Raw genomic sequence first — 13,693 nt, forward strand, 5'->3', positions numbered from 1 at the left:
CCCTCCTCTATTTCTGCTGCGCCCAATAGGCGGCAATCGATTGTGTCAGTTCCTCTCTGTCACTTCGATCAGCCATATATTTCTGCATTGCCGATCCCAGAACCGACCAATGGTCATTGGGAACGATGGCCGAAGCGTTGAACGCGTTACCCGCATGGACTTTCTCATAAATATCTCTGCTCAGAGGATCCAGCGGTTCATAAGGGTTATTCCGGAAAGGCGGAATCACATTGCATGTCTTTACAAGCATCTGCTGACCGATCTCGCTGTACACAATCCAGTTCAGGAACTCCCGGGCCGCCGCCTGCTCCTGCTGTGATGCAAATTGTCCATCCACCATCACCTGTTTTGACGGCGAGGCCTGAATCTCCCGGTTCGCAAAATCTTCGACATCATTATTCATAAAGTAAGGCAGAAATCCGTATTCATCCGTATTTACCGCTCCCGCTTCCTCCAAGTTCGGCCACGCCCAGTTGCCGTTAAACCAAAAAGCGGTCTTGCCATCCGCCAAATCAATGGCCATCTCATCATAGTCAGCACCAAGAGGATCTCCTTTGGCCACATTATATTTTTTCAATATATCGAACATATCCAGAAACTGAGAGAGCCGGTCATATTCCTCCAGCTTCACCTCTCCGGCTCTGATTCGCCCGATCGCGTTCTGTGCTCCCTCAGAAGTCCCGTCGTAAGTCTCATAGATATACTGAAGGTGATGTGCCCCCAGAGACCAGTCTTCTTTTGCCAGAGAGACCGGTTTCTCCATACCCGCACGCACAAGTTCATCCAGAAGCTCCGTAAATTCTTCCTGTGTCGTGATCTCGGAAGGATCAAAAGACCTGCCCAGAATATCTTCTATGACCGCCTTATGATAAATGATCCCCCGTCCTTCAATGCAAAGCGGCAGGCTGTATACCTTTCCGTTTACAAACGTCAGATACCCTTCCGCCTCCTTCGTCCACGGCTCATCCGTCAGATCCGCCGCCTTTTCCTCCGCAAGGGCAATGACATCCGTCGTGTCCAGAATCGACAGTGTAGGCGGGTTTCCCGAATTATAAAGGCTCACTACCTTCGTATACGGAGAATCTCCATCCGTGACCGGCATGACCTCTACATGGACGCCTGACCGCTCTTCATACTCCGCGCTCATCTTTTCCAATGCCACCTGAATCTCAGCCTTGGAATTAAGAAGTGTAATGCTTGTTCCTCTCAGAGAATCGTCGTAAGCAAAAGAATCCACTGACAGATCAATGGGAACTTCTTCTTTTACCTCGTCCGGATCATCTGGATCGCTGGCAAACCCAAAGGTACAGCCTGTCAAAGCGGCCGCTGTCATGACGGCTGCCGCCACGATCCCGACGACTCTCCATGAAATCGTTTCCTTCATGTAACCTTCCTCCTTTTCCTCATTCTTTTTGTAACCGGTTAAGTGACCGGTTACTCTTGTTATATAAACACATTACCACATGAAACTTCAGAACGTCAATCCAGAGAAAAAACTTTGTAAATCTTCTATAATTTTCACTGGCCTCTTTTATTTAATTTTCACAAAACCGGTTACGTAATCGGTTATTCCTTGTTTTTCCTGATATTTCCTGCTATACTGTTCCATTATGAGAAAGAAAAAGAATGTTACATTCAGCGATATTGCAAAATATACCAACTTTTCCAAGACTACCATTTCCCGATATTTCAATGATCCGGACTCCCTCACTCTGGAAAACCAGGAAATTATTTCCGCGGCGCTAGAAAAACTGGATTACAAAGAAAACAAGGTTGCACGTATTCTTGCTAATGGAAATACGGAATTTATCGGTATCATCATTCCCAATATGTTTTACCGCTATTATTCCGAAATGATGAACCGTATCCTGTCCACTTATGAAACCTTCGGTTATAAATTTCTTGTCTTTATCGGAGATCAGGACGAAGAGGCCGAGCGGCGCTATATCAGAGAATTGTTAGCCTATAAGATAGAGGGCCTTATCATTTTAAGCGATACGATCCCCTCCCGGGAACTGGCGCAGCTTCAGATTCCCATCGTTACCATCGAACGTGAGGATAAATATGTATGCAGTGTAAATACCGATAATTACATGGGCGGAATTCAGGCCGTCAGTCTGCTGGCAAAACATAACTGTGACGTTTTCCTACACATCAATTCCCCGACACCACCGGAAGTTCCTGCCTTTGGTCGTATTCAGGGATTCCTGGATTTCTGCGTGGAACATCATCTGGAACACCGGACAGTCTATAAGGAAATGGGTGCCCGTTACGAACTCGTACAGGAAAATATGAAGGAAATCCTGACAGAGCTGGAGCAGCGCTATCCTGGCAGAAAAAAAGGGATTTTTGTTTCCAATGATACCCATGCCAATGTCCTCGTCAACCTTCTGGTAAGAAAATATGGAACACTGCCGGATGATTACCTGATCGTTGGCTTTGACAATTCCCCGATCTCCACGGAAGCGGTTATCCCCATCAGCACGGTCGGTCAGCAAATCGACAAAATTGCATACGAAGCAGTCAGTCTTCTCGTAGAGCAGATGAAAGAACGCCAGAAAAGAAAACCGGTCCCCTTGAAAGAACCCATCCACAAGGTGATCGTCCCTGTCTTAAAACGGCGGGAGACAACAGAAAAATAAATATAAATAATATGAAACAGGGAGAGACGCTTCACGCGCTCTCCCTGTTATCTTTATCATAATATTGTCTCTAATGACAGACTCAATTCTGAACTGTCACATCAGACACAGCCATTTCATACGGATTCTCAAACAACTGGCGGTACACATAAGCACCGATCAGTGCCTGCCCTGTCGCATTGGGATGCAGTCCATCCACAAGATATGAGGATTTACTGGAAAAATCCAGCTCCGGTTCATTGAAAAGATCTATGACCCGAATCCCCCAGAACGCCGCCATCTGCTGAATCGCCAGCACATACTGGTTCAGGTAATAACCATTCCGGTTTCTCCGCATATACCCTACCCGGCGCAGCGGTGTCATAAAGACGATCTCACCGTCCGGATACATCTGTTTCAAACCGCACATCATCAGATTGAGACTCCCATAAAAAGTATCGGGTGTCATATCTCCGATCTGTCCGATAATCGTACCGTCTTCGTTACGCCCACCGTAGTCATTGGTTCCGCCAAGTACTAGAATCAGGTTGGCATCCCGCGCCATCGTCGGGTAGCGGTCGATCAGTCTGTCCGGATGAGGCCCCGCTACACTCGAGCCGTTCCATCCATAATTGTTCAGACAGACCGCACCTGCCTTCGCACTGACAACATTGGGAAACGACAGCGACGTATCGGAAAGTTTATCACCATAAGTAATACTGTCGCCGAGGGCATTGATCTTTATGTCCCCTTCAATGGAAATCTCTCTCCAGAGCGTGGGCTCAGGCATCACGTAATTCTCCGCCGCGTCTCCGGGAATATATCCGATCATTCCCATATAGTAGATCTGTACCCATCCGTTGTCCATCCTGCTTATCGCGATTGCAGGCTGCCCTTCTTTCAGAACGCCAAGCACATCCCATGACGTTCCCGGCTGAATATGCACCTGCGTGTCCGCTTTCATCGACAGATAAACGGACATGTCAATCTGTGGTCCCTGACCTGCATCGGTCGTAGTCTGTGTCGTCTCGTTTTGTACCGGCTCCTGCGCGGCGACTGTCCTTCCTCCTGCGAAAGAACAGATGCCGCCAAGCAGGATACCGCCGAGCAGCACTGCTGTTCTTCGTATCATACTGCGATCAATCTCCGATCATTTTGCTGATTTGTTCTCATCCCTTATCTCGGGGAGATCACCTGGCTCAGATCGGCAACGCCTCTGAGTGCCAGAGCCTGCTGAAGGTAAGCAGCTGCATTCGGGCCATCCAGGTTTTTATAGCAATCATAGGTCGTCTTATGGCTGCCGTCAACATTCGTCAGACCATAGATAAGTCCCTGAGGAATCTCCGCTGCAATATCAGACTGTCTGGAGAAGATAAATGTGTCGATATGCTGATTGTTTGCAGCCTGCTGATATGCCAGCACCATTGCTGCACATGCATAGTTCTCACCCTGTGTCGTATTATAACCTGCACCTACCTGAATGGAACGTACCTGTCCTGCCGGATTGAGAAGTTCCGGTCTGCACATATAGTCTGTCAGCACTTCGATGTTCTCCATCGTTACATAAGGAGAATTCTCGTTATGTTTTACAAGATTCTTGTAATATGCGCCGCCTGTCCAGTAAGCTGCCCATGTAAGCGGTACCGGATAAGGATGGTTCATCAGACCCCAGTCAATGTTACCGCCTGCAATAATCGCATTGTTGAACGCATTGATGAAATCTTTCGCATCATACTTTCCTGCTTCCCGTGTATTGCGGTCCCACTGCTGATCCGTACAGATATTGACATGCGCATTGGCATTTTTGCTCTTGATCGCATTGTAGCACAGACGTACCGCTTCCGCATACTCATTGGCATACGCGTTCAGATCGGAAATATTGACATAGTTCCACTCATATCTCTTGTTGACTTCGTTACCAACGATCCAGTTATCTACTTTACCGTTCTTATCGTTGCTGAAATGCTCCGCACAGAAAGAAGCAACAGCTACCAGATCTTCCACTGCCTGTGCTTCCGCCGTATTCAGGGCATAGTGAGGGCTGTTAAACCCGTCTCTGGAAAGCGGATGAAGGAAATGGCCGTTTCTGCCATTGTTCTCATTCAGGAAGATTGCTGTAATCTGGATTCCGTTCCTGCCGAGCGTACCGAAGATATGCTCATACTCTGCGACAAGAACACCGTTCATCTGATAGGTCTTTCCGTTGTATGTATAGTTGATCGTAGGATAAGCCGGGTTATCCGTAGGCCCTAACATTCTGTTGACAGAAATGTTGTAAAGCACCTGTTTAACACCCAAATCCTGAAGTTCTCCGTTTGACAGCTTTGCCGGATCAATCAGAAGACCTTTCAGCCCTGTTTCTGTTCTGGCAAAAGTCTTTGTTGCGAGCGCTTCCGGGTTTACGATAAATGCACCCGAATTGAGCGGCACATACTGTCCGCCCTGCACTGCGGCTACGATAAATTTGTCGTACAGACGGGAATTGGCACTGTCTGCATTGAGCGGTGTCGTGAACGTAGCGTTTGCCGCTGCCGGAACACTTGCCAATGCACTTGTCGTGATCCCATCCGAATAGATCGGCTCTGCGAACAGGTATAACATCCCATCATCGCTGGCCGGAGCAGCAGTCGCAGCTGCCACAACATTGACATTACTGCCGCTGATCGCTGCCTGCACATTCATGCCTGCCGGGGCTGCCTCCACCACACTGACATCGTTACCTACGCCGCCGGTTACCCCCAGCAGTAACGCGGAAACGATGCCTGCGGCAAGAATGCGCATCATCTTTTTTTGTTTCATACGTTATTGTCCTCCTTCATAAGTAATTGTACGTTACATTATCATTCTATCAAAATAACCTCACAGCCGCAACTGTTTTGCATACTTTAGTCCCTTTTCTCAAAAATTTCGGCAACTACATTGCCCAGCAGCTCCAGATTGACCGGTTTGGCCACATGGGCATCCATACCGGCATCCAGCGCATTCTTAATATCTTCTGCAAACGCATTGGCAGTCATGGCGATGATCGGGATCGTCTTCGCCAGCGGATGATCACAGGCGCGAATTGCCCGTGTCGCTTCATATCCGTTCATAACCGGCATCTGTACATCCATCAGGATCAGATCATATTGTCCGGGCTGCGACTGCTGGAATTTTTCCAGAGCGATCTGTCCGTTTTCAGCCATCTCACAAGTCGCCCCGGCCATATCAAGCAGCTCCACAAGAATCTCCGAATTCAATTCATTGTCTTCCGCCGCCAGAATATGTTTTCCTGACAGACTGCCGGATGAGGGCTCTTTCTTCGGAATAATCTCTTTTTTCTCCCGCAGCCGCTCCACTGTCTGTTTGAAGTTGGTGAGGAAAAACGGTTTCGGGAGAAATCCGTCAATTCCCGCAGAAACAGCCTCTTCTTCAATTTCGCTCCAGTCATAGGCAGTGAGAACCATAATCAGCGTATCGGACGATATGATCTCCCTGATCCGGCGAGCCGTCTCAACACCGCCCATATCCGGCATTTTCCAGTCAATCAGCACAAAGTCAAAATCGTTGCCCTCTTCATGTGCCTGTTCCACCATTTTTACAGCATCCAGACCCCTTACCGCAAATTCTGCCGCCACGCCTGCGCTTCTCATTGCACCAGCCACACTTGTACAGACATCTTCCTCATCGTCCACAATAAGTGTATGCGTCACTCCATATTTTTTCCAGAACTCTTTGTCGACGCCCTGATCCTGCATACGCAGCTCCAGATTCACATGGAAAGCGGTACCCTTCCCCGGTTCGCTCTCTACCGTGATCGTCCCTCCCATTAGATCGACGAGGTTTTTTGTGATCGCCATGCCAAGTCCGGTACCCTGAATGCGATTCGTCGTGCTGTTAATCTCCCTGGTAAACGGCTGGAAGATTGTGTCGATATATTTTTGGGACATTCCGATGCCATTATCCTGGATTGTAAACTGCAGATTGACATAGTTTTTCGTATCCTGAGGCATCTGCCGGATAATCATTTCTATACAGCCGCCCGGCTTTGTATACTTTACGGAATTAGACAGAATATTAATCAATATCTGGTTAATGCGCAGCTTATCGCCAAGCAGATGTTCCACTTTTACATCATAGACGGAAATCTCAAATGTCTGCCGCCTTGCTTTTGCCTGCGGCCGTATGATCGTTCCCAGCTCCTCCACGATCTCCGCCAGGCTGATCTCCGAAATATTCAGCGTTGTCTTGCCGGATTCAATCTTACTCATGTCAAGGACATCATTGATCAAGCCAAGCAAATGCTGGCTGGAAGCTGTAATCTTCCTCGTGTGATCCCTAACTTTTTCCGCATCGTCTGCATCTCTCTGTAAGAGAGTGCACAGGCCGACTACCGCATTCATCGGTGTGCGAATATCATGACTCATATTGCTGAGAAACGCACTCTTGGACTGGTTCGCCACTTCGGCAATTTCCAGTGCCTGCTCCAACGCCTGCTCTCTTTGTTTATCCAGCGTTTTATCAAAAAAGGAAACGATCAGTTTCTCCGTATCATCAATTATTACCTTATACAATGTCTCGGTAAACCAGAGATGTTCTCCCGTTGTCCTGTGAACCCGTTCTCCTTCCGATACAATGGAAGAACCCGGTTCCATCCTTCTGATTTCCTGTCTGCCGACCATTTGTTCCTCTTCTCTTCGCTCTCTCCGAAGTACGGTAAAGTCAGCCTTCACTTCTTCCAGCGGAATTCCCAGAACCCGTTCTATATTCGGACTTATGTACTCTACTTCATAGTCGCCCGTCGTAAACATGGCGTAGACGTCATCCGTATTGTTTGTCAGAATTCCAAACAGCTGTTCGCGATACTTGACTTCCTGTTCCACTTCCATAATATCTTTGTGGCTTCTCCATAATAGCAGCATAAAAGAGGCAAAAACAATCATTGATGCGCCGACAAGAAAGATAAAGATCTGAGAACTTTTCAGCACCTGATCCGCCTGCGTCATAATGACCCGATTGGGAATGATTGTGATCAGATACCAGCCGTTTGTGATCTCAATCGGCACATAGGCATACACATACTCTTCGGATCGGTAGAAAAAGCGGGCTACACCGGTCTTTCCTTCCGTCAGTGCATTGCGAAAGCTCTCCGATATATCCACACTGTTCTCCTCAAGATTGATCACATCGAACACATTACGAAAAGTACGATTACTGTTGCGATGCTCCGAACGAATCAGAATATCTCCCGATGAATTCACCACATAGGAAAAACCTGCATTATTATAGAAGGAAAGCGAAAATTCTTCCGCGATTGACGAAAGAAGCTGCTCTTTCTTAAGCAGTCCTCTCGCTCCATCCATAAACTGAAAACACTCGTAATATCCCATCATCCTCTGGCCGGTGTCTTCACTTAGATATGGCTCCTCAATACCACTGCCGGAAAAGCCCTCATAGCCTGCCAGCTGTTCGTCGGACAGTTGTGCGATCTCAATATTGGTTCCGCCCTGCTTAGAATACAATACGCCATTGTCCAGGTCTACGACAGAATAATTGGCACCGGTTTCACCGAACGCATTCAGTTTGGCCATGATCGCCTCTTCGTCCCAGGAATATCTCTGTTCGAGATTCAACGTAATTCCGTGCAGCATTTCCATATCTTTTGTGATATACACTTCAAATGCGTGAGCGCCCTGTGACGTCACTTCTCTCACATCCGTGACAGACTTCATCCAGAGAGACTCCTGCACCCCCGTCATATACTCTCTGCCTCCGGCCAGAATCAGTACTGTTGACAAGACTGCCAGCAGTATACCCATCTTTTTCCTTCCAGTCATAGCCTGTTGCTCCTTCAAACTCTTGTATTATTCTGGTCTTATTTCAACTGTTTTTTTATGTATCAAGAAGATCGGAAAGATATGACAGCGCTTTCTCTGCGCTCATTCCCTGCAACATCTCCTCACAACACTTTGTCAAAGCATTATCTAAAGGCAGTTTCAATCTATAATCCGAACCGATCACACTCTGCCCGTTCGTGAGATACGGCAATACGGGCGCTATCGTCTGATCTGCAGGAATCCGGTCGTCCTTCAGCGGCGTAAACGAATTCTGACTGTCACAATACTCCCACACGACGTCCGGCCGTGTCAGATATTCTACGAGCCTTTTGGCATCTTCCAGATGAGCGCTGTCAGCGCTCACGCTGACACAAGTATTGACTTCTTCCACAAGGACACTGCCGTCATCCAGCACCGGAAGCGGATAAACTTCATAGGCAAAATCAGGTTTCATGGCACTCACTCTCACCGAAACCCAGCCACCCGCTATCATAAAAGGCCGTTCCCCGGTTGAAAAGATGTCCAGATCATCTGAGATCGGGTCCGTTACCAGCGCTTCCTCACAGTCAAACCAGCCTTTTTCTATCATTTCTCCGACCATTTCTATACCAGGCTGCAGTGTCTCCACAATATCCGCTTCTCCACGGTTGAATTTTTCGATCTCTCCAGCCGTGTCTTCCTTCTGATAGACAGGATACAGGCCTTTGGCAACGATCAGACTCCGCAGAGAAGTATAGTTGTTGGCAACAATCGGAGTGATACCCTGGGAAACAAAATAATCGCATACCTGTGTGAACTCTTCCAGATTCGTCGGAACTTTCTGCCCGTGCTCTTCCAGCATATCGAGGTTCACATGCAGCACATAGGCGGCAATACAGGTTGGCAGAAAATAGACGCTGCCGTCCTCTTCCACAAACTGGCTCCGTGCCAGAACATCAAAATTATCTACCGTAGTCAGGCCTGACAAATCTGCCAGCATGTTTTCCGCACGGAGCGCCAGCATACGATCATGATCGATCATCACAATGTCATCCATATTCCCGGTGTCCGCCCTTTTTTCAAAAGCATCCCAGTAGATGCTCGTTCCTTTGATGCTTTCATAAGTTACCGTTATATGTTCATTTTCATCCATAAATCCGTGAAGTGAGTTTTCGATTGCCACAAGATCCAGCGCATCCGCCTTATGGCCGAGGAACGTGAGCTTTTCCTCTTTTTCGCCGTTTTGCCCCTCTTCTTCTTCCAAAATGATATTGATATTTTGATTCTGTTCCGAACAGCCAACGACCAGTCCGCTTATCACGACTGTGGCGACTAAAAAGGCCACTATCCTCTTCGCTCTTTTATATGTAATCTGTCTCATTTTTTCCCTCCCGAGCCAATGCCGTAATATCAAGATTTTATCACTTTTCTCCTTTATTTGCAACTGTATGAACGGCCGGAACAGACAACATTTCCCCAGACCCCCTGTCCATTTCCCATATTTTCTGCTATACTGAGTACCAGTGCCACCGGTGACTGATTCATTTGACAGTCACGTCTGGCACAAGTATCCGAAAAGGAAGTTTGATTATGGCATTTGATGGAATCACAACCGCATGTATCACAGACGAGCTGCGCCGCGCCCTCACAGGCGGACGCATCTATAAGATCGCACAGCCGGAAAACGACGAACTGCTGATCACAGTGCGGCGGGAAAAAGAACAGTATCGGCTCCTGCTCTCCGCCAGCGCTTCCCTGCCTCTGGCTTACCTCATCCCGGACAATCTGCCAAGTCCAATGACAGCGCCTAATTTCTGTATGCTTTTACGCAAACATATTCAGAACGGAAGAATCGTCTCTGTGAGCCAGCCCGGGCTTGAGCGCATCATCCGTATCGACGTGGAACATTTAAACGAACTGGGCGACCTCTGCCGGAAATCACTGATTATTGAGATTATGGGAAAACACAGTAACATCATATTTTGCGACGATACTTCGATTGTCATCGACAGTATCAAGCACATATCGGGAATGGTCAGTTCCGTACGCGAAGTGTTACCCGGCAGACCATACTTCATTCCCCAGACACAGGAAAAAGCAGATCCGCTGAGCATCAGTGAAAAAGGATTCTGGCAGACGCTCTCCGGCAGAGCCATGCCTGTTTTCAAGGCGCTCTATATGGCGTTCACCGGCCTCTCGCCCTTTATCGCTCAGGAACTATGCTGGCGGGCACAGGTTGACGCAGACAAACCCGTGCAGTCTCTCATTTCACAGGAATCAGACAGACTCTGGCACGCCTTTTCTTCCCTGATGCAGACCGTAAAAGACCGGACCTTTCTACCTCACATCGTATATGAAAACGGACAGCCAAAAGAATATGCCTGTGTAGCTCTTACAATCTACGAAAAAGACCAGACAAAAGAATATCCGTCTGTTTCCGGGCTGCTCCACTCATTTTATGCGGAAAAAAATGCAATCACCCGAATCCGCCAGAAGTCTTCGGACCTGCGCCGCATCGTACAGACTGCGCTGGAACGAAACGTCAAAAAATATGACCTGCAATGCCGACAGATCAAAGACACGGAAAAGAGAGAGACTTATAAAATTTACGGGGAACTGCTCAATACGTATGGTTACAATGTGCCGGCAGGCAGCAAATCTATGGAAGCCGTCAACTACTATACCGGCGAGCCTGTCACCGTTCCGCTGGATCCTACGCTCACCCCTTCGGAAAATGCCAAAAAGTATTTTGACAAATACGGAAAATGCAAGCGGACTTTCGAAGCGCTCTCTGAACTGACGCTGCAGGTAAAACATGAAATAGACCATCTGGAATCGGTCGCCGCCTCTCTCGACATTGCCCTTCGGGAAGAAGATCTCGTACAGATCAAAGAAGAATTGATTGAGAGCGGTTATATCCGGCGAAAAGGCGGAACGAAAAGGGCAAAAATCACAAGCAGGCCTTTTCATTACGTCAGCAGCGATGGTTATGACATTTATGTCGGAAAAAACAATTATCAGAATGACGAACTGACATTTCGGTTCGCAGAAGGCGGAGACTGGTGGTTTCACGCCAAGGGCATCCCCGGTTCCCACGTCATCCTGCGATCCGCAAAGGAAGGCGAAATGCCCGATCGGGCATTTGAAGAAGCGGGAAGACTTGCCGCTTACTACTCCAAAGCAAAGGGACAGCAGAAAGTGGAAATCGACTACACACTGAAAAAGAATGTCAAAAAGCCCGGCGGAGCAGCGCCCGGCTTTGTCGTATATTATACGAATTATTCTCTCATAATTGACAGTGATATTTCCTCCGTAACGTTGTTATCCGACTGACAACATACAGAAAATCGTTTCCCTCTGCTTCACCATACAAAAGAAAAAGGCGACGCCGAAAACATTCTGCGCCGCCTTCCTTTTTATCTTCACTTCATTCTATTGTTGCTTTTCCTGACGACTTAGCCTACCAGCCAGTCATACATTTCCTGATACTTTTTCGCTGATACATTCCAGGAAAAATCCGTGGCCATCGCTCTGTCCACGATCTTATTCCACTCTCTCTTCTTATCATAATAGATACGCTCCGCATAGCGGACAGCATCCAGCATTTCATGCGCATTGTAATTGGTAAAGCTGAAACCAGTTCCTCTGCTCTCATACTCGTTATAAGATTCCACCGTATCTTTCAGTCCGCCTGTCTCACGAACGATTGGTACCGTACCATAGTGCAGCGCCATCAGCTGACTGAGTCCGCAGGGCTCAAACAATGAAGGCATCAGGAATGCATCACAGCCACCGTATATCTTATGAGACATTGCCTCGGAATAATAAATGTTGGCAGATACTTTGCCTGCATATTTCCAGTCAAAGTGGCGGAACATATTTTCGTATTGCGGATCTCCCGTTCCCAGGACAACAAGCTGAACATTATCCTGACAGAGCTCATCCATTACATAAGCGATCAGGTCAAACCCCTTCTGATCGGTCAGGCGGGAAACGATACCGATCATAAATGTCTTATCATTCTGATCAAGCCCCAGTTCTTTCTGAAGTTCCCGTTTGTTTTTAATTTTCTCCTTGCGGAAGTTCACCGCATTATACGGATAGGGAAGGTAAGCGTCATTCTCCGGATTAAACTCATCATAGTCGATCCCGTTGACAATACCGCGCAGGTCACCCGCTCTGGCACAGAGCAGCCCGTTTAAGCCCTCTCCATAAAAATCTGTCTTGATCTCTTCCGCATAGGTATCGCTGACTGTCGTGATTGCATCCGCATATACCATACCGCCTTTGAGCAGATTGGCGTCTTTATAGCATTCCAGTTTATCGGGCGTAAAGAAATAGTCCGGAAGTCCTGTAATCTCCTTCACCGTCTTTACATCCCATTTTCCCTGGAATTTGAGGTTATGTATCGTCATAACCGTTTTTATGCCATGGTAAAATTCATTCCCCTGAAATCTTTCCTTCAGATACACGGGAACAAGACCTGTCTGCCAATCATGACAATGGATCACATCCGGTCTGAACTCGATGACGGGAAGAATAGAAAGCACTGCTTTGGAAAAAAACGCATATTTGGTAATTTCCCAGAGGGTATCATCTCCATAAGGTTTCGGACCGCCAAAGAACTCTTCATTGTCGATAAAGTAAAAAGTCACTCCCTCTACCTGCGCCGTCATAATGCCCACATACTCACTCTTATAATGGAAATCCATATAAAAATGAGTCACATATGTCATCCTGTCCTTGACTTCCTGCTTCATACAGGGATATTTCGGCATGACAACTCTTACGTCAAAAAATTCCTTATCAATACATTTGGGGAGGGAACCTACCACATCGGCCAATCCGCCGGTTTTAATAAAAGGGACCCCCTCTGATGCTGCAAATAAAATACGTTTCATAACTATCCTCTCATACCTTCTTTTGTTTTGCTGTGTTTCGGGCACAGCTGCCACCACCCATTTATGTTGCATAGATACAGTGCTCGCGTGCTGCGCACGTTCGCACTCTCCGCAAACCTCTTTCGCAGTGCGCTCACGTGCTGCGCACGTTCGCTCGCTTTGCAAACATGTCTTCGCAACCTTCTCTCGCAGTGCGCTCGCGTGCTGCGCACGTTCGCTCGCTTTGCAAACATGTCTTCGCAACCTTCTCTCGCAGTGCGCTCGCGTGCTGCGCACGTTCGCTCGCTTTGCAAACATGTCTTCGCAACCTTCTCTCGCAGTGCGCTCGCGTGCTGCGCACGTTCGCTCGCTTTGCAAACATGTCTTCGCAACCTTC

At 47.7% G+C, this 13,693-nt stretch carries 8 protein-coding genes; 2 read left to right on the plus strand and 6 right to left on the minus strand.

Annotated elements, in window-relative coordinates; all coding sequences use genetic code 11:
• Positions 1-7: 7 nt before the first annotated feature.
• Positions 8-1,384, minus strand: a complete 1,377-nt coding sequence (locus V1224_10075; protein ID WWR14843.1) for an ABC transporter substrate-binding protein — start codon at positions 1,382-1,384, stop codon at positions 8-10.
• Between the two features lie 226 nt (positions 1,385-1,610).
• On the opposite strand from V1224_10075, the gene V1224_10080 reads away from it, so the two are divergent.
• Positions 1,611-2,642, plus strand: a complete 1,032-nt coding sequence (locus V1224_10080) for a LacI family DNA-binding transcriptional regulator (GenBank protein WWR14844.1) — start codon at positions 1,611-1,613, stop codon at positions 2,640-2,642.
• A gap of 82 nt (positions 2,643-2,724) precedes the next feature.
• On the opposite strand, the gene V1224_10085 is transcribed toward V1224_10080, so the two are convergent.
• From V1224_10085 to V1224_10100, 4 genes are all read right to left on the minus strand, one after another.
• Complete coding sequence (locus V1224_10085; protein WWR14845.1) at positions 2,725-3,753, minus strand: GDSL-type esterase/lipase family protein; 1,029 nt, start codon at positions 3,751-3,753, stop codon at positions 2,725-2,727.
• 44 nt (positions 3,754-3,797) lie between these two features.
• Positions 3,798-5,420, minus strand: coding sequence for a DUF5722 domain-containing protein (locus V1224_10090; protein WWR14846.1), 1,623 nt, complete (start codon positions 5,418-5,420; stop codon positions 3,798-3,800).
• Positions 5,421-5,506: 86 nt separating this feature from the next.
• Entirely contained in the window at positions 5,507-8,437 is a 2,931-nt protein-coding gene (locus tag V1224_10095) for a response regulator (GenBank protein WWR14847.1), read from the minus strand.
• 55 nt (positions 8,438-8,492) lie between these two features.
• Positions 8,493-9,797, minus strand: a complete 1,305-nt coding sequence (locus tag V1224_10100) for an extracellular solute-binding protein (GenBank protein ID WWR14848.1) — start codon at positions 9,795-9,797, stop codon at positions 8,493-8,495.
• Positions 9,798-10,006: 209 nt separating this feature from the next.
• On the opposite strand from V1224_10100, the gene V1224_10105 reads away from it, so the two are divergent.
• Positions 10,007-11,749: an NFACT RNA binding domain-containing protein gene (locus V1224_10105; GenBank protein ID WWR14849.1), complete on the plus strand. Its 1,743-nt coding sequence runs from the start codon at positions 10,007-10,009 to the stop codon at positions 11,747-11,749.
• A 122-nt stretch (positions 11,750-11,871) separates the two neighbouring features.
• Here V1224_10105 and glgA read toward each other — a convergent pair whose 3' ends face one another.
• On the minus strand, positions 11,872-13,317 hold the full coding sequence (gene glgA / locus V1224_10110) for a glycogen synthase GlgA (protein ID WWR14850.1): 1,446 nt from the start codon (positions 13,315-13,317) through the stop codon (positions 11,872-11,874).
• Positions 13,318-13,693: the final 376 nt, after the last annotated feature.

The organism is Lachnospiraceae bacterium JLR.KK008 (assembly GCA_037015955.1).
In the GTDB taxonomy this organism is placed as follows: Bacteria; Bacillota; Clostridia; order Lachnospirales; family Lachnospiraceae; genus VSOB01.